General features: G+C 73.1%; 12 protein-coding genes and 1 pseudogene. 6 read left to right on the forward strand and 7 right to left on the reverse strand.

Translation table 11 applies throughout. The annotated features are described in order from the left end of the window. Positions 1-20: 20 nt before the first annotated feature. Positions 21-1,769: a CBM35 domain-containing protein gene (locus ACIHAD_RS21235; RefSeq protein WP_397356240.1), complete on the reverse strand. Its 1,749-nt coding sequence runs from the start codon at positions 1,767-1,769 to the stop codon at positions 21-23. Positions 1,770-1,794: 25 nt separating this feature from the next. Next, positions 1,795-4,203 carry a PQQ-dependent sugar dehydrogenase gene (locus ACIHAD_RS21240; protein ID WP_397356241.1) on the reverse strand — a complete coding sequence of 803 codons (2,409 nt, stop codon included), beginning with the start codon at positions 4,201-4,203 and terminating at the stop codon, positions 1,795-1,797. 516 nt (positions 4,204-4,719) lie between these two features. Between ACIHAD_RS21240 and ACIHAD_RS21245 the strand changes: the two genes are divergently transcribed. Continuing rightward, positions 4,720-5,295 (forward strand): DEAD/DEAH box helicase, encoded by a 576-nt coding sequence (locus ACIHAD_RS21245; protein ID WP_397356242.1) that lies wholly within the window; start codon positions 4,720-4,722, stop codon positions 5,293-5,295. After that, positions 5,285-5,818 carry a helicase-related protein gene (locus ACIHAD_RS21250; protein ID WP_397356243.1) on the forward strand — a complete coding sequence of 178 codons (534 nt, stop codon included), beginning with the start codon at positions 5,285-5,287 and terminating at the stop codon, positions 5,816-5,818. Before ACIHAD_RS21245 ends, ACIHAD_RS21250 begins: the two co-directional genes overlap by 11 nt. Positions 5,819-5,837: 19 nt before the next feature. Here ACIHAD_RS21250 and ACIHAD_RS21255 read toward each other — a convergent pair whose 3' ends face one another. From ACIHAD_RS21255 to ACIHAD_RS21265, 3 genes are read right to left on the reverse strand one after another with little or no spacing between them, the layout of a single operon-like run. Beyond that, positions 5,838-6,323, reverse strand: coding sequence for a protein-tyrosine phosphatase family protein (locus ACIHAD_RS21255; protein ID WP_397356244.1), 486 nt, complete (start codon positions 6,321-6,323; stop codon positions 5,838-5,840). Between the two features lie 34 nt (positions 6,324-6,357). Beyond that, the gene (locus tag ACIHAD_RS21260; RefSeq protein ID WP_397356245.1) at positions 6,358-7,422 is read right to left on the reverse strand and encodes a serine hydrolase domain-containing protein; all 1,065 of its coding nucleotides are present in this window, start codon (positions 7,420-7,422) and stop codon (positions 6,358-6,360) included. Between the two features lie 10 nt (positions 7,423-7,432). Further along, complete coding sequence (locus ACIHAD_RS21265) at positions 7,433-7,624, reverse strand: hypothetical protein (protein WP_397356378.1); 192 nt, start codon at positions 7,622-7,624, stop codon at positions 7,433-7,435. A 45-nt stretch (positions 7,625-7,669) separates the two neighbouring features. Between ACIHAD_RS21265 and ACIHAD_RS21270 the strand changes: the two are divergent. The 3 genes and pseudogenes from ACIHAD_RS21270 to ACIHAD_RS21280 all read left to right on the forward strand — a co-directional run. Continuing rightward, a pseudogene (locus ACIHAD_RS21270) lies at positions 7,670-7,888 on the forward strand (trypsin-like serine protease); the annotation flags it as partial. Positions 7,889-7,998: 110 nt separating this feature from the next. Continuing rightward, complete coding sequence (locus ACIHAD_RS21275; RefSeq protein ID WP_397356246.1) at positions 7,999-9,480, forward strand: MFS transporter; 1,482 nt, start codon at positions 7,999-8,001, stop codon at positions 9,478-9,480. A 128-nt stretch (positions 9,481-9,608) separates the two neighbouring features. Further along, the gene (locus tag ACIHAD_RS21280; protein ID WP_397356247.1) at positions 9,609-10,592 is read left to right on the forward strand and encodes a BtrH N-terminal domain-containing protein; all 984 of its coding nucleotides are present in this window, start codon (positions 9,609-9,611) and stop codon (positions 10,590-10,592) included. A 10-nt stretch (positions 10,593-10,602) separates the two neighbouring features. Here the strand turns inward: ACIHAD_RS21280 and ACIHAD_RS21285 are convergent, their stop codons facing one another. After that, entirely contained in the window at positions 10,603-11,880 is a 1,278-nt protein-coding gene (locus ACIHAD_RS21285; RefSeq protein ID WP_397356248.1) for an NAD(P)/FAD-dependent oxidoreductase, read from the reverse strand. A 201-nt stretch (positions 11,881-12,081) separates the two neighbouring features. Between ACIHAD_RS21285 and ACIHAD_RS21290 the strand changes: the two genes are divergently transcribed. After that, the gene (locus ACIHAD_RS21290) at positions 12,082-15,870 is read left to right on the forward strand and encodes a protein kinase (RefSeq protein WP_397356249.1); all 3,789 of its coding nucleotides are present in this window, start codon (positions 12,082-12,084) and stop codon (positions 15,868-15,870) included. Between the two features lie 2 nt (positions 15,871-15,872). Here ACIHAD_RS21290 and ACIHAD_RS21295 read toward each other — a convergent pair whose 3' ends face one another. Continuing rightward, the gene (locus tag ACIHAD_RS21295) at positions 15,873-17,738 is read right to left on the reverse strand and encodes a serine hydrolase domain-containing protein (RefSeq protein ID WP_397356250.1); all 1,866 of its coding nucleotides are present in this window, start codon (positions 17,736-17,738) and stop codon (positions 15,873-15,875) included. Between the last annotated feature and the right edge of the window lie 92 nt (positions 17,739-17,830).

The raw sequence follows: 17,830 nt of genomic DNA on the forward strand, positions 1-17,830 counted from the left end.
ACGGCCCGCTGACAGGGTGGTCAGTTGTCGTCGACGAACTGCTGGGCGAGGGTCCTGCCCAGCGTCACGGCCTGGTTGTGGTTCTCGATGGCCGAGACCTTCGTCCCCGAGCCGGTGAACACGATGTACGTGACGCCCGAGTCGGTGCCGCCGTTGCTCGGGTCGGGGTTGATGCCCAGGTCGGCGGCGGTGCGGTAGGAAGCCTCGCCGATGATCCCGGACGGGCCCGTGTCGCCCATGACCGCGTACTCCACCTGGCCGTTGTAGATGACGGCCACCACCGTCCCGCAGCCGATGCCCTTGGTCCGGTAGTCCCAGATCGAGCTGGGGCTCGGCACCACCATGTACGCCAGCTGCGCCGCGTTGAGCGGCGTGTCGGACGTGGTGTGGCAGAACGTGTCGGCCTGGAAGCAGCAGTCGGTGTTCTCGTTGCACTGCGTGGTCCGGACGCCGTCGCAGTCGATGTCCAGATCGCCCTTCCAGAACACGCCGCCGGTCTTGCCGCACACCGGGACGGTCCCCGAGGAGACGTCGGAGTCGGTCTTGTACTTGCCGGTGGAGATCTGGGAGCACGTGGTGACCTTGGCGAGGAGCTGGTCGGCGGTGGGCCCGCCGGTGCCGCCGGTCGCGGTGCCGGTGACCGCGGCGCTGTGCCCGGACTCGTTGCCCGCCGCGTCCACCGCCGTGATCGTGTACGTGTGGGTGGACCCGGAGGCCAGCCCCGCCACCGTGGCGCTCGCGGTGGGCGAGGTCGCCACCACGGTGGTGCCCTCGTAGACGCGGTAGCCGGTGACGCCCACGTTGTCGGTGGAGTCGGTCCAGGCCAGGGAGATGCCGGCGGCCGAGGTGCCGGTCACCCGCGGGCCCGCGGGCACGGTGGGCGCCTGGCCGTCGGGGCCGCCGGAGCCGCTGACCGACAGCCGGTCCACGTTCGGGCCGCCGTCGGCGCCGGTCCCGGTCGCGCGGACGGTGTTGACGCCGGCGTTCAGCGTCACGGTGGCGCGGCCGTCGGCCCAGGTGTCCCAGCTTCCGGTGCCGGGGAAGGCCAGGCCGGTCACCGCGGTGACGCCGTTGACGGCGATGTCCATCGGGCGGGCGACGGCGGTGCCGTTGGCGTAGCGGAAGGTCAGCGTGTGGCTGCCGGCCTCGGCGACGTTGACCGACCACTCGATCGAGCCGCCGGCGGCGTTGACGTAGTCGACGAACCCGGCGCCGGTGTAGCCGGTGTGGTTGGTGGCGACGCTCGCCTGCGCCAGCGTCGCGGCCTCGGCCTGGTACTCGGTGGCCGGGGCGTCGGCGGTCGTGGCCTCCAGGAAGTCGAGGTTGGGGTTGCCTCCCGGGGAGGCGGCGGTGACGCGGATCTTGTTGTCGCCCTGGTTCAGGGTGGCGGTGAGGGTGGAGGTGGCCCAGGTGTCCCAGTTCGCCGTCGCGCCGAACGAACGTCCGGCCGACACGACCGCGCCGTTGACGGAGACGTCGGAGGTCCGGGCGGAGCCGGTGCCGTTGGCGTACCGGATGGCCAGGGTGGCGGTGCCGGCCGCCGGGGCGTTGACGGTCCACTCCGTGTACGGGCCGGCCGCGTTGACGCTGTTGACGAAGCCGGTGCCGGAGAACCCGGTGTGGTTCGCCTCGACGGCGCCCTGGACGTTGGTGGCGTTCTCGGCCTCGTAGCGCACGGTCGCGGCGCGAGCGGGCAGCGCCACGAGCGCGGAGACGGCCAGGCACGCGGCGGCGATCGGGACGAGGGTGCGTAAGCGCGATGAAAGCACGGTCTGTCCTCAGGGGGCGTGGGGGCTACTGGATGGCGGAGCGGCGGATCGTGTCGGCGCTGCCGTCGCCGTTGTTGTCGGAGTTGGTCGAGCCGAACCAGATGGCGGCGGCGTTCGGCACCTTCTCGACCGCGCGCAGCCTGCCGTACGTGCCGTTGAAGTAGGAGTTGACCGTCGAGACGTTCTCGCCGTTCAGGACGATGCGCCACAGCCGCTGCCCGCGCAGCGCCGCCATGAAGATCGTGTTGTTGACGATCGCGATGCCGCTCGGCGAGGCCTCGGCGACGCCCCAGGTGTACTTGGGGTTGGTCATGCCGGACGTGGTGCAGGTGCCCTCGCAGGTGGGCCAGCCGTAGTTCTTGCCGGGCTGGATCAGGTTGAGCTCGTCGCGCGAGGAGTTGCCCAGCTCCGACGACCACAGGCGGCCGGCGGAGTCCCAGGCCAGGCCCTGCGGGTTGCGGTGGCCGTAGCTGTAGACGCGGGTGCCGAACGGGTTGCCGGGCGCGGCGGCGCCGGTCCTGGTGATGCGCAGGATCTTGCCGTTGAGCGAGTTCAGGTTGGGCGCGTTGCTCGACTGCTGGGCGTCGCCGGTGGTGGCGTACAGGTAGCCGTCGGGGCCGAACCTGACGCGGCCGCCGTTGTGGTAGCGGTTCTTGTCGATGCCCTGGAGGATCGTGGTGTAGCCGCTGAGCGTGCTGCCGTTGAAGTTCATCCTCGCGATGCGGTTGCCCTCGGAGGCGGTGTGCATGAAGAACACCTCCTGGTCGGTCGTGCCGTTCCAGGTGGGGGAGAGGTCCAGGCCCATCAGGCCGCCCTCGCCGTCGGTGGTCTGCACGTTCGGCACGGTCCCGACCTGCGTCTTGGTGCCCGCCGGTGTCACCTTGAACACCTTGAACGTGTCCCGCTCGGTGACCAGCGCGTACGAGCCGTCCGGCACCCAGGAGACGTCCCAGGGCACGTCCCAGCCGCCCGCCACGCCGGCCGGCGTCTGGGGCACGGTCCCGCAGGTCCCCGTGGTGAACGAGGCCGACGCCGCGCTCGGCGCGGAGAGCTGGCCTGCGGTGTCGCGGGCGACGACGTCGAGCTGGTAGGTGCGCGCGCACTCCAGCGGCACGCTCGCGGTGGTGACGGGCGGGGCGCCGGTCACGGTGGCCAGCACGGTGCCGGAGGCGTGGTCGCGGACCAGGTAGGCGCGCACGCCGCCGTCGTCGGTGGAGGCGGCCCAGGTGACGGTCGCCGACGTGGGCTGGACGCCGCTGACCGCGGGCTGACCCGGCTGCGACGGCGGGTCGTCCGGCGGCGCGGGCAGCGTGTGGCAGTTCGCCTCGGGGCTGCTCAGCGAGACGTTGCCGGAGGCGTCCCGGGCGAACACCGACAACTGGTAGCCGAAGTCGGGGGTCAGCCCGGTCAGGGTGGCCGGTGGCGCGGGGGCGGTGGCGATGAGCTGGCCCTGCTGGTAGATGTCGTAGGCCGCGACGCCGATGTCGTCGGTGGACGGCGGCCAGTCGAGCTTCAGGCTGTTGTGGGTGATCTCGCCGCACACCGGCTGGCCGGGCGCGCTCGGCTTCTCGGTGTCGCCCGGTCCGCTGACGCGCAGCCGGTCGAGGTTGGGGCCGCCGTCCGCGGTGGTCGCGGTGGCCCGTACGGTGTTGGCGCCCGCGTTCAGGGTGGCGTTGAGCGTGACCTCGTTCCAGGTGGTCCACGCGCCGGTGCCGGGGAAGGAGCGGGTGGACGCCGAGCCGTTCACGGAGATGCTCATCGGCCGGTCGATCGTGGTGCCGTTGGCGAAGCGGAAGGTCAGGCTCTGCGGGCCGGTCGCCGCCGCGCTGACCTGGAACTCGACGTATGAGCCGGTCGCGTTGTCGTAGTTGACGAAGCCGGAGCCGGTGTAGCCGGCGTGGTTGGACTCCACCACGCCCTGCGCGATCGTGGCCGTCTCGGCCTGGTAGTCGGTGAAGCCGCTGACCTGGACCTCGGCGTCGAGGTAGTCCCAGTTGGGGTTCCCGCCGGCCGTGGCGGCGGTGGCCCTGATCGTGTTGGGGCCCGCCTTGACCTGGGCGGTCAGCGTGACCGTGGCCCAGGTGTCCCAGTTCGCGGTGGGCGCGAACGCGCGGGACGCGGCCACGACCGAGCCGTTGACCGCGAGGTCGCTGGGCCGGTCCGAGCTGGTGCCGTTGGCGTAGCGCAGGGCCAGCGTGGCGGTTCCGGCGCTGGGCGCGTTGACGGTCCACTCCGTGTAGGAGCCGGCGACGTTGTCGCCGTTCACGAAGCCGCTGCCGGAGTAGCCGGTGTGGTTGGACTCGACGGCTCCTAGCGAGACCGTCGCGTTCTCGGCCTCGTAGCGGGTGGGGGCGGCGTCGGCGGGGCCGGCGGGCACGGTCAACGCGCCCGCGACCAGCGCGAGGACGCATAACCGGGATTTCCACGAGTTCATCGGGTGGCTCCTGGGGGGTGAGCGGCTTTTCATCGTGTTCCCACAGGGAGTCACACCCGTCAACAGATTATCGATCTTGGAACGATCCAAGTTTAGGAAACTTTCCTAACTCGGCCCTGAGGAGACATCGGAGGTGCGACTGGCCGTGGACAGGCATCCGCCGGAGATGTATGCCTGAAGGAGGTGCGAGGTCGGACCTGTGATCGTCGCCGTTCGGCGGGAGGCCAAGATCGTGCCGCTCGGAAACGCACATCAGCGCTCGCCGCCCGCTGCCGCTGGACAGGCGGCCGATGGGGCCGGGACGATACGTGATCATGGACCAGAGCGATGGCGGCGAGCCGCGGCTGCGGCCGGCCGGGCCCCGAGGACCATGACCGCGTCGTCGCCGTGGGTTCCTCGTCGGGATCCTGTCGCCCTCGACGCCCGGCCTTCGAGCTCCGGCTCCCGCCCCGATGACGCATGGGAAGTCCGGTGGCGGGGCAGGAGGGACGGTCTTCCCCGACCAGAGAGGACCGGATGCGCGACACAGCGGCGGAGTGCGAACGGACGGCCAGGAAGGCGCTCGGCCTGACCGACCTGCGGCCCGGCCGGCTACGGGCGATGACGGCCCTGGCCGAGGGCAGGGACACGCTGGTGGTGATGCCGACCGGCAGCGGCAAGTCGGCGATCTACCAGGTGCCGGCGCTGCTCCTGAGCGGCCCCACCCTGGTGGTCTCGCCGCTCATCGCCCTGCAACGCGACCAGGTCGAGGCCCTGCGTGACCGCGACGAGGAGGCCGTCAGCCTGGACGCGGGAACGCGCGCGGGCGAGCGTTCGGAGACGTTCGAGGCGCTGCGGGCGGGGAAGACGGAGTTCCTGTTCTGCGCGCCGGAGCAGCTCGCCCGTCCCGACGTCCTGCGCGAGCTCGCCGCCGCGGGACCTTCGCTCATGGTGGTGGACGAGGCCCACTGCGTCTCGGCCTGGGGGCACGACTTCCGCCCCGACTACCTGCGGCTCGGCTCGGTGGCCGACGCGCTCGGCCGTCCGGTCGTCGCGGCCCTGACGGCGACCGCCCGAACGGGACGAGGTGCACGGCCGGTTCATGGCCGGTGACCTGGATGTCGTGGTCGCGACCAACGCCTTCGGCATGGGCATCGACAAACCGGACGTACGTTTCGTCCTGCACGCCGAGATCCCCGGCTCGCCGGACGCGTACTACCAGGAGATCGGCCGGGCGGGCAGGGACGGCGAGCCGGCCGCGGCCGTGCTCTTCTACCGGCCCGAGGACCTGGGGTTGCAGCGCTTCTTCACCGGCGGCGTGCCCGACGAGGAGAAGCTGGCGCGGGTCGCCGAGGCGGTCGCGGACTCCGGCCCCGGCGGCGACCGCAAGGGACTGGCGGAACGTGCCGGGTTGTCGGCGCGACGCCTGACAGCGCTGCTGGACCTGCTGGAGAGCGGGCGCGGTACGGCTCGCGCCCGGGTGGAACACCGCAGGTGGGGGCCGGGCCAGGTCATCCAGCGCGGCGAGGACCGCCTGACGGTCCTGTTCGAGGACGCCGGATACCGGGAACTCCAGCTCGACCTGGTCCTCGAAGAGGGCCTCCTGACGGATTCCGTACGGACGAAGGCACCCTGATCGCCCGGCTCAGCCCGGCTCAGCCGGCCTCAGCCCGGAGAGGGCCGGGGAAGCGGCGGATCCAGCGGCGTTGCCACGGAGTCTCCACGGCCCGGGGGTGGTGGTGCTCGCGCGTCCAGGCGACGGCGTCGGCCGGGTCGAGGCCGGCCAGGACGGCGAGGCAGGCGACGACCGTGCCGGTGCGGCCCACGCCGCCCCCGCACGCCACCTCCACCGCCGCGCCCTCCCGCGCCCGCCGGTGCAGGTCGCGGATCCGCTCCACGGCCGCGTCACGGTCGCGGGGCAGCAGGAAGTCGGGCCACTCGATCCACGCGTGCGGCCACCGCAGCCCGTCCTCGTGGCGGCCGGCGAGCCGCGCCGACCCCAGATAGAGGCCGAAGCCGGGCACCGGGCCCGCGGGCAGCGGGTGGCGCAGGCCCCGGCCGCGGATCCAGGCGCCGTCCGGGAGCCGGAAGGCGCCCAGGAGCGGAGGCTCGCCCGTCGCGCTGTCCGTCGGACCTTCCAAGGGAACTCCTCGCGATCTCGGGGGCCGTCCGGTCTCAGCCCGCGGTCCCGCAGAATACCTTGACGGCCATGCCCATGATCTCCTCCGTGGACGGGTTCCTGGTCGAGGGGTTGAGCGACAGGGTCAGCGACTTGCCCGAGTCCGAGCGGAACGCGAACGTCAGGTACCCGATCAGCTCGCCGCTGTGCCCCCATACCGTGCCGCACGGCAGCGCGTACGCCTGGAGCCCGAGCCCGTAGCCGAACCCGGCGCCCGTCTCGACGGTCGTGCGCATGGCCTTCAGCGACGCGGCGCTGGTCAGCCTGCCGCTCAGCAGGGCGGACATGAACCGCTCCAGGTCCGCGGCGGTCGAGATCATCTCTCCCGCGGCCCAGTCCAGCGAGGGGTTCATGCGGGTGGCGTCCACGAGGGCGGGCATCGGCTCGTACCCCTTGGCGTGGGGGGACGGCAGCCCCGCCCGGTCGCCGGGGACCAGCGTGTGGCGCAGCCCCAGCGGGCGCAGGATCCGGCGGCTGACCTCCTCGCCGTACGGGCGGCCGGTCAGCTTCTCCACCAGCAGGCCGAGCACCACGTAGTTGGTGTTGGAGTAGTGCCACCTGCCGTCGTCGGGGAGCTTCTTGGCGAAGGCCACCTTGAGCAGCTCGTCCGGCCGGTAGGAGCGGAAGCGGGCCTCGCCGCGCCAGCGGTTGGTGGAGTAGCCGGGCTCGCTCATGTAGTCGTACAGGTGGCTGGTGTGGTCGAGGAGGCTGCGGACCGTGATCCGGCCGCCGCCGGGGACCAGGCCGGGCAGGTGGTCGTCGATCGGGTCGTCCAGCTTCAGCTTGCCCTCGTCCACGAGCTGGAGCAGCACGGTGGCGACGAAGGTCTTGGTCACGCTGCCGATCCGGAAGTAGCCGTCGGGCGAGGGGCGTCCGCCGCGCTCGACGTCACGTACGCCCGCCGAGCCCGACCAGGTGCGGCCGCCGTCGGTGACCCGCGCTAGGGCGGCCGTCGCGCCCTTTCCCGCCACGATCCTCTCCAGCTCGGGGCCCACTCCGGCGCCCTGGCTCCCCGCCGCCATCGTCGCCGCCACCAGCACGTTCATCATCGTCTGCATCATGTGATCAACGTTAGGGAGAGGGGCTGCGCACCGGAATGCGGTGCTCCGCCCAGTCCCCCTGCGGAAAACCGCAGCCCTGCGCCGTGGCGGGCGCGGCCTGCCTCGCCGCCACCACCGGCAGCGCCGGAGCGATCGTCAACGGCAGGAAGGCCACGGAGTCGGACCCGTTCATGGCCTCGATCCCGATCGCGGCCCCGGCCATGGGGCTCGCCGACGCGAGTGCGGCCCCGGGTACGCGGGCGCGACCCGGCTGTGCACGATCAGCCGGACGCCCAAGGCCATGGCGTGCAACGGCGACTCCGGCTCTCCGCAGGTGCGGCGGGGCAGGGGAGGGCGATGGGAGCTCATCGGGGTCACCTCGGGCCCCGGCGCCAAGAGCCCGTCCTGTGCGGAAGGTCCTGGTCTGTACACCAACGTGCCGGCGTACGCGGAGTGGATCAGCAGGACGATGCGCGCCCACAGCTGACCCGGCGGGTGTCCACCGGGGGTTGAGGGTTGCCCGCCCGCCGGTCCAGCGCCCTACGCGGCGCAGGCGCGGAAAGCTTCCGGGGACGGTTCAACGACAGCCTTGAAGTCATGAGTGCTGACCACCACGAACAGACCGGCGGCCGCGAGCCCGCCCACGGGACACGCGTCCCGCCATCGCCACCCCGCCCGCCCGACCCCCCGGACGCCGCCGCCACGTGGCGGGAGTTGCTGGGGCGCGAGCATCTGGGAGCCGCGGTCGTGCTGGCCGGGGGCGTGCTCGCCGGGGCGATCAACATCTACCTGGCGGCGAGCCTGCTGCCGACCGCGGTGGCCGATCTCGGCGGGGCGAGCTTCTACGCCTGGAACATGACGGTCTACCTCGTCGCCATGGTGATCGCGACGATGCTCACCGCCCGCTCGCTGTCGGCGTGGGGGAACGTCGGCTCCTACCTCGCCGGGTTCGCCACGTTCACCGTGGGCTCGCTGGCCTGCGCGGCGAGCCCGGCGATGGCGGCGCTGCTGGTGTCCCGGGGGGTTCAGGGGCTCGGCGCCGGGCTGCTGTCGGGGCTGGGTTTCGCCGTCGTCCGGTCGGCCCTGCCGCCCCGGCTCTGGACGCGTGGCACCGCCCTCATGTCGGCGATGTACGGCGTCGGCAACTTCGCCGGACCGGCGCTCGGCGGGCTGTTCGCGCAGTTCGGGGCGTGGCGGCCGGCGTTCGCGGCGATGGCGGTGATCGGGGTCGTCTGCGGGGCGATCGTCCCCCGCGCCCTGCCGCGCGGTGAGCGTGGGGAGCGCGGGGCGCGGGCCGCGGTGCCGGTGGGATCGTTGGTGCTGGTGACGGCGGCCGCCGGGGCGGTGAGCGTGGCGGGGGTCGTGGCCGGGACGCCCGCCAAGGCCGCCGTCCTCGCCCTGGCGCTGCTGCTCATGGGCGGGTTCGTCGTCCACGAGCGGCGCGGCGCGCACCGGGTCTTCCCGGAGGCGACGTACCGGCGGGGTTCGTCGCTGAAGTGGGTCTACCTGACGATCGGGGTGCTGACCTTCGGGGTCGCGGTCGAGTCGTTCCTGCCGCTGTTCGGGCAGCGGCTGGCCGGGCTGCCGCCGCTGGTGGCCGGATTCTTCGCCGCGGCCGTCTCGCTCGGCTGGTCGACGACCCAGATCGGCAGCTCGTCCGTGACCGGGCGGCGCGCGGTGCGGCGGCTGCGGGTGCTCGGCCCGATGCTGCTCGCGGCCGGACTCCTCGTCCAGGGGCTGGTGCAGCGTGCGGACACGCCGGGATGGCTGGTGCTGGTCTGGGTGCCGGTGCTGTTCGCCGCCGGGGCGGGGATCGGCCTCGCCTACCCGCACCTGTCCGTGGCCGTGATGACCAGTACGCGGGATCCGGAGGAGGGTGGACGGGCGGCCGCGGCGATCGCCACCGTGACCAGCCTGTCGATCGCGTTCGGCACGGCACTCGCCGGGATCCTGGTCAACCTCGGCGGCTCCTCGATGCTCGACTCGGCCCGGTACGTGCTGTTCGGCTTCGCGGCCGTCTGCGCGACCGGCGCCCTCACCGCGTACGCGGCCGACCGTACGGGCCGGGCGAAGCCGTAGGCCGGGCCGCGCGGCCGGGACGGGAGGTGGACTCTCCCCCCGTGGGAGGCGTCATGCTGCGTGCGGGGCCCGGACCGGCCGGCGGCCCCGCGCACGCTGATCGACCCGGCCACCGAGGAGAGCGACGCATGACCATCGTGGAAGGCATCGAGGCTCGCGGCATGGAGCACTGCGAGACGACGGCACTGGGGGTGCTGCTGCGGCACCAGGGGCTCGACCTGTCCGAGCCCATGCTGTTCGGGCTCGGCTCCGGCCTGTCCTTCGTCTACTGGGACGCCAAGGGCATGGACTTCCCGTTCATGGGCGGCCGGGTCAAGCCGTTCGAGCTCACCAGGAACCTGGCCGGCAGGCTGGGGCTGACCCTGCGCGTGGAGGAGACCGGCTCGGCCCGCAAGGCGTGGGAGAACGTGGCCGCCCGCATCGACGACGGCCTGCCGGTCGGCCTCCAGCTCGACTGCTACCACCTGGACTACTTCGGCTCGAAGGTGCGCTTCGGCGGCCACGTCGTCGCCATGTACGGCTACGACGAGCGGCAGGCGTACCTGGTGGACACCGCGCAACAGGGCGGCGCCGTGCGGACGAGCCTGGACAGCCTGGCCGCGGCGCGGGCCGAACGCGGCCCGATGACCGCCAGGAACCGGTCCTTCTCCCTCACCCTGCCGGGCGGCCCGCCCGCCTGGCGGGAGCGGGCCGTCCCGGCGATCAGGACGTGCGCCGAGGCGTTCCTCGCCGCGCCCATCGCCAACCTGGGCCACCGCGGCATCGACAAGGCCGCCCGCCTGGTGCCCAAGTGGCTGGCCCGCGCGGACGAGCCCGCGCGGGACCTGCCGCAGGCCGCCCTCCTCATGGAGAGGGGCGGCACCGGCGGCGGCCTGTTCCGCGCCCTGTACCGGGACTTCCTCGCCGAGTGCGGCGAGTTCGTCGACGACGACCGCCTGCGCGCCGGCCACCGCCTGTACGCCGAGGCGGCGGCCCTGTGGACGGACGTGTCCGCCCTGGTCGCCAAGGCCGGGGAGGCGCGCGACGCGGCGTACCTGGAGCAGGCCGGGGCCGTCCTGCACGACCTCGCGCGCATCGAGCGGGAGGCCATGCTGGCACTGCGCGAGCTGTGATCGCGGGCCGCTAGAACGTCGCGCGGTCGAGGGCGGCGAGGCTCACGGCGCGCAGGGACGGGAGGTCGGCGAGCACGGCGTCGGCCGCGCGCCGCCCGGAGACCAGCGCCCCCTGGAGCGAGCCGGTGTCGCGGTGGTCGCCGCACACGTACAGGCCGGCGCGCAGGCGTACCGGCCTGCGCAGCGGGTACGGCGGCCGCATCGCCGGCAGCGCCGCCGGCACCTGGTACGTCGCCACGTGCTCCCAGCCGGAGGTGTCGCCGTAGATCTCGGCCAGGCGCCGGCGGACCGGACGTTCGTCGTCGGCCAGGCCCAGGACCGACGTGGACACCAGCGCCCGCCCGTCGGCGGAGTACCCGGGAGCCGCGTCGGTCAGGACCAGGGTGTCGGCGACGGCCCCGGTGGCGTCGATGACCTGGATCGGCTCGCGCATGGGGGAGCGGGGCGCGGCGTGGTAGAAGGTGGTCACCGCGCGCATCTCGGGTGTGTCGATCTCGCTCAGCAGACGGCCCGCGGCCGGCGGGTCGGCGGCCACCACCACGGCACGGCCCCGGACCGTGGCGCCGTCCGCGAGCCGCACGCCGCCGAGGGTCACCTCGGTGACGCGGGCGCCGAGCGTGACGGCGCCCGGCGGCAGCCGGTGGGCGAGCTGGCGCGGGATCTGGCCCATGCCGAGGGCCGGCAGCGCGATGGTGCCGCGCGCGAACGACCGCCAGAACAGGTGGAAGACCCGGCTGGAGGTCTCCAGGTCGCGTTCCAGGAGCACACCGGCCAGGAACGGACGCATCAGGCAGTCGATCATCCTCTCGGACATGCCCCAGGCGCGCAGCTCGTCGTCGGTACGCCGGTCCGGCCCGCCGCGCAGCCGGGACGCGGGCAGGACCAGGTCACGTGCCGTGAGGGCGGCGAGCACGGCGTCGTCACGCGGCGTGCCGAGGCCGGTCAGCAGCCCGCTCAGCGCGTGCAGGGGGTGCCGCCACGGCAGCATCACCCTGGCCCGCGCCCTCGTCCCCTGGACGATCATGCCCGAGGCGAACGGGCGCAGGTCGAGCGCGTCCAGATCGAGCATCCGGCGGGCCTCGGGATAGGCGGTGTTGAACACCTGGAAGCCGCGGTCCAGCCGGAACCCGTCCACGACGTCGGTGCGCACCCGGCCGCCCACCCCGTCGGACGCCTCCAGCACCCGTACCGGCACGCCGGCCTCGTGCAGCCGCACCGCGCAGGCCAGCCCCGCCATCCCGGCCCCCACGACGATGACGGCCTCCGACATTTCCCGCTCGTTGTCCATGCCAGGGGCCCTACCCCCGACCCCGCCGCTCAGACGCAGCTCAGACGCGGCTCCGACCCGGCGACCGGGGGCGGCCATGATCGGGTTCCGGCATACCGCGGCGAAAAGGCGGAACCGCCGCGTACGGTACTCCGAGAGGAACCGAGAACCCGGCGCCCTCGTCCGTCCCAGAGGATCTGCTCCGCCGAGCGAGGGGTGAGAATGCTGAGGGTTCCTCTCAAGGGCTCGTTCCGCTACATCCACGAGCCGCTGCGGCACGACGAGCAGTCGATGCCGCTGCTGGGGAACGCCGAGCTCATCGACGAGCTGGACCAGCGGCTGCGCTGGTCGCGCGGAGGCACGTTCCTCATCACCGGGTTCCGGGGCGTGGGCAAGAGCACGGTCGTCATGCGCGCGGTGGAGGAGATCGCCGCCGGCCGCCCCAGGGACGAGCTCGTCGTGCCCATCTCGCTCAACGTCGCCCGTCCCATGACCCCCGACCAGCTCCTGTTCGCCGTGGTCAGGCGGACCTACGAGGCGTTGCACGACCGGCGGGTGCTGCAACGCCTCGACGCGGGCGCGCGGCGCGCGCTGCTGCTCGCGCACGTGCGCACCTCGTTCGGGCTGAAGCAGACGCAGTCGGACGCCTCCGAACGGACGGCGACCTTCAACGTGGGCATGGGCCCGGCGGCCAAGAAGCTGACCGGGCCGGCCGGCTGGCTGAGCCCGAGCGGTGGCCTGTCCGGCAAGCGCACCCGCTCCCTGGCGCTGGAGGCCTCGTACCTCACCTACTCGGACACCGACGTCGAGCACGACCTGTCGCGCATCATCAACCTGCTGGCCAGGCAGCCGGCGCGGCGGCGCGGGTGGCGCCGGTGGTCGCGCGGGCCGCGGCGGGTCCATCTGATCATCGTGCTCGACGAGGTGGACAAGCTCACCGCGCACCCCTCCGGCCTCGAGGAGATCGAACGGCTGCTGGGCGGCCTCAAGAACACGCTCACCACGCAGGGCGCGCACTTCCTCGTGGTGGCCGGCCCCGACCTGCACGACCACGTGGTCAGGGACACCAGCCGGGGGAACAGCGTCTACGAGAGCGTCTTCGCCTGGCGCTGTTACGTCCCCTGCTCCTGGGAGGCGCCCGGCCGCCTGCTGGACGCGGTGCTCGACGAGCGGCCGGCCGAGTTCGAGCAACTGGCCCGCTACCTCCGCTTCAAGGCGCGCGGGATACCCCGCCGGTTGCTCCAGGAGTTCGGCGAGCTGGTCAGGTGGGAGGGCGAGCGGCCGTTCCTCGTCGTCGGCGACCAGGACGAGCAGCGCGTCGCGTTCTACGCCCGGCTGGAGGAGCTGCTGGAGCTCTTCTTCCGGCAGAGCGGCCAGGACCGGCTCTTCCGGGTGCCGATCGACGAGGACCGGTGGCGGCTCACCGGCTACTACATCGTGGACTGGATCCTGAAGCGGCAGGGCGACTCGTTCACCGCGATGGACATCGTCGGCTCCGCCGAGCAGCCCGAGCTCGATCCGCTGCTGCACGTCGGCAGGGCCAGTGTCGACCGGCTGCTGCTGCACCTGGAGGTGCACGGCGTGCTGAGTGTGGCCCGCGACCCCGGCAGGCCGGACGCGACGAACTACGGCGGCGAGACCGACGCGCGGCTGGTGTCGTACAAGCTCGCGGACGGGCTCAAGCAGGCCCTGCTCGGCATCGCCCTCGGCAACGAGGGGGAGCGGGCCGCGCTCGACGTGTCCCTGCGCGTCCCGGCTGCCGACGTCACGCTGGTCCGCACCCCGCAGGCGAGCCCCCCGCCCATGGTCGAGTCCGTGCTGCGGACCGTCGGCGACCGGTACGAGCTGGTCGAGCTCATCGGCGAGGGCGGCCAGAGCACCGTCTACCGGGGCCGGGACATCGTGCTCGCACGGGACGTGGCCGTGAAGGTGCCGCGGCGCTTCCCGTCCGGCAACCCGGAGGGTGAGGCCCGGCTGCGCCGGGAGGCCGCCATCGCCATCCGGCTCGACCACCCCCGGATCGTCCGCACCTACGACGTCGCCCAGGACGACGAGGGCCGGCCGATCCTCGTGATGGAACTGGTCGAGGGGCGGACGCTCAACGAGATCGTGCACCAGCAGGGGCCACTGAGCCCCACCGACGTGGTCCGCCTGGGCGCGCAGATCGCCGAGGCGCTCGGCTACCTGGACAGCCGCCGGGTCACCCGCATCGACCTCAAGCCGTCGAACATCATGATGAGACCGTCGAAGGACGCCGTCATCGTCGACTTCGGCATCGCCAAGAGCAGGGGCGCGGCCGAGATCACCAGTCCCGGGGAGGCCATCGTCGGGACGCCCGCGTACATGTCGCCCGAGGCCGTGCGGAACGAGGTGGTGGACATCAGGTCCGACCTCTACTCTCTCGGCGTCATCCTGTACTTCTCGCTGACCGGGCAGTCGCCGTACCCGGGAGAGAGCAGCATCCCCGCGGTCATCTCGGCGATCCTGGCCGGGCGGGTCGACCTGTCGGCCCTGACCGGCCTGCCGCACCTGCGGGACATCATCACCACGGCGACGGCGAGCGGGCCGGAGGAGCGCTTCCAGCATCCCGCCGATCTCCTGGCCGCCCTGGCGGACACCCCCGAGGGCCGTGCGCTCAGCCTGCCGGACACGCCGGGCCCCGTCCGGCCGCCCGTGGACGAGACCGTCCCGCTGCCCGACGTCCCCCGGGACGGCGTGCAGGTGTACGGCGTCGACTGCGAGAACGGGCACTTCAACGACCCCCGCCTGGCCACCTGCGCCGTCTGCGGCCGAGCCCTGAAACGGACGCTCGTGCCACACAAGGGCCCGCGGCCGCCGCTCGGGATGCTCGATCTGGACGACGGGACGACGTTCCGGCTCGACGCCACCCACCTGGTCGGCCGCTCCCCGGAGACCGCCCCGGAGGTGGTCGCGGGCAAGGCCCGCCCGGTCAAGATGGACGACTCCGAGGGCACGGTCTCCCGCCACCACCTGCGGGTGAAGCTGGACGGCTGGGACGTCAACGTGATCGACCTGGGCTCCACCCACGGCACCCGCCTGCGGCTCCCCGGCGACGCCGTGGCCCACGACCTGCCGCCGGACGAGCCGGTCACGATCCGGCCCGGCACCTCCGTCACCCTCGGCCGCTCGCGTCGGCTGCGCCTCCGGGACGAACCGGCGGCCCCGGCGCGGCCGGGCCCGCCGGCGGCCCGCTCGCACGAAGAACGCCTCGGCCCCTACCGGCTCGTCCGCCGGCTCGGCGAGGGCGGCAGCGGCATGGTCCACCTCGCCGTCGATCCCGATGGCAGGCCGGTGGCCATCAAGGTGTTGCACTCACAGGTGGCCGGCGACAAGCTCGCCCGGCGGCGCCTGGCCCGGGAGGTGGAGGCGACGAGCAGGGTCCGCGCCGCCGCCGTGGCCGAGATCGTCGACGCGGACGTGACCGGCGACCCGCCGTACATCGTGACCCGGTACGTCCCCGGCGTGTCACTGAACGAGCTGGTGCGCCAGGACGGGCCGCTGGAGGTAGCCGCCCTGCTCCGCCTCGGGAAGGGCATGGCCGAGGCGCTGGCCGCCATGCACAAGGTGGGGGTCGTCCACCGCGACCTGAAGCCGAGCAACGTGCTCCTGATGGACGGCGACCCCGTCGTGATCGACCTGGGCATCGCCCAGGCCGTCGACTCCACCAGGCTCACCATGACGGGCATGTTCATCGGCACCCCCGGCTACCTCGCCCCCGAGATCATCGCGGGCGAGGTGGCCGGGCCGGGGGTCGACGTGCACGCCTGGGCGGCCACGATGCTGTACGCGGCCACCGGCCGGCCGCCCTTCGGCGAGGGCTCGATCGAGAGGATCTTCTACAACATCGTGCATGGAAAGGCCGACGTGGGGGCGGCCCCCGGCCTGCTGCGCCCGCTGCTGACCGACGCCCTCGCCAAGGATCCCGCCGGGCGGCCGACCGCCACGCGGCTCATCGACCGCCTGTCCGAGCTGGAGGAGGGCCCGGCCTGACCCTACGCCCAGCCGTAGACCGACCTGACGGCCGCGGCGACCTCGTTGACCAGCGCCGTGTCGTTGCCGTTGGCCAGGACGGCGTAGCCCGCGCCCAGCTCCGGATAGCCCTTGAACACCGACTTGAAGCCGTAGTTCGAGCCGTCGTGGGTGTAGGAGAAGTTCTGGGTGCCGGAGCCGGCGATGAACAGCCCGCGTCCCATCCCGGGCTGCGGGCCCTGGGTGAGCAGCGTGCGCACGGACGCGCGGCTGAGCGGGCCGGCGATGTCGCCGCCGGCGGTCCAGGCCCGGTTGAGGTAGGACACCAGGCGGCACAGGTCCAGCACGTTCGTGTACAGGCCCGCGGCGGCCGACTCGGGGTAACGGTTGTGGCCGCCCGGGATCACCGTCCCGGTGGAGGTGTGGCCGGAGGCGAGCTCGAAGGCGGGGGAGAGCGCGTACGAGCTGCCCGCCATCCCCAGCGGGGCGAACACCTCCTGGGTCATGTAGTCGGCCAGCGACGTGCCGGTCAGCTCCTCCACCATGCGCTGCAGCAGCACGTACCCGGCTCCGGAGTAGTGGTACTCGGCGCCCGGCTCCGTGGACAGCTCGATCCTGGGGGAGTTGCCCTCGCCGTTCATGACCTGGAGCAGTGAGGGGACCGTGGCCGAGGCGCCGTACCCGGCGAAGCCGCCGCCGGAGGCGTCGAAGCCGGAGCAGGCCCCGGCGGGCGAGGTGGAGCCGCGCCCGACGACCCCGGCCCGGTGCGTCAGGAGCTGCTCGACGGTCGGCGTCGCCGTCGGCGAGACGCAGGAGCGGGCCGGCAGCGTCCAGCCGAGATGCGGCCGGACGTCGGCGGTGAGCGCGATCTTGCGCGTCTGGAGGAGGCGCAGTACGCCCACCGCGGTCACGGCCTTGCTGATGGAGGCGGCCTGGAACGCGCTCTCCGGGTGCGTGGCGGCGGCGCCGCCGGCCGCGAGCCGCCCGTAGCCGGCGGACCAGGCGATCTTGTTGCCGACGACCACCGCGACCGCCACGCCCGGCGTCTTGTACGCGCTCATCCGCTGCCAGATGGTCGAGCCGCCGACCGCGTTCTCGAACTGCCGCACCCGGTCGGCGGGCAGCGCGGGCGCCTTGCCCCGGGAGCCCAGCGCCCAGCCGCCGCCGGGCGCGAAGGCCAGGTTGTGCAGCTGCCAGCCGCCGCCGGCCACGGTCTTCATCTGCTTGAAGCAGGCGTCGGGGACGCCGCGGGCGTGGAACTCGTCCTGCGCGACCAGCGCCCAGCCGCCCGCCTTCGGGAAGGCGACGCGGGTCAGCCGGCGGCCGCCCTGGGTGAGGTTGCGCATCATCTGGTAGCACTCGTCGTCCACGCCGTTCGCCTGGAAGGCGTTCGCGGCGACCACCACCCAGCGGTCGCCGCCGGCGGGCGGGAAGGCCACGTCCACGACCTGCTGCCCGGCGGTGTAGTACGCCTTGATCCGGCTGAGGCACGCCGTGGGCAGGCCGCGCGCCGACACGCCCTTGTCGGTGGTGATCACCCAGCGGTCGCCGCCCTCCGGCGGGAAGGCGATGGCGTTGATCTTCCGGGCGGCCTTGACCAGCGCCCCCAGCTCCGTGAAGCAGGCGTCGGGGATGCCGCGGGCGAAGTAACGCCCGTCCTGCGTGACCACGACCCAGCCGCCGGACGGGGTGAAGGCGAGCGCCGTGACGCCGTAGGGAGCCAGCTCGACCAGCTTGGCGTGCGCCTCGGCGGTCAGGCCCGCGTCCGCGGACGGATAGGCCGCCGCCAGCGCGGGCCCGGCGGGCACTGTGGCGGCCACTGTGGCGGCCACTGTGGTGGCCGCCAGTCCGGCGACACCGGTCAGGGTGAGAAAACGTCTCCTGTCCACAGGGCTCCTCGGTCAAGGCGGGCGAAACACGGTGATCTTGGCAGAGATGGTCGGCCAGGGCCAACCGCGACCGGTCCTGGCGAGGGCGGGGG

This window comes from Nonomuraea sp. NPDC052265 (assembly GCF_044547985.1).
GTDB lineage: Bacteria > Actinomycetota > Actinomycetes > Streptosporangiales > Streptosporangiaceae > Nonomuraea.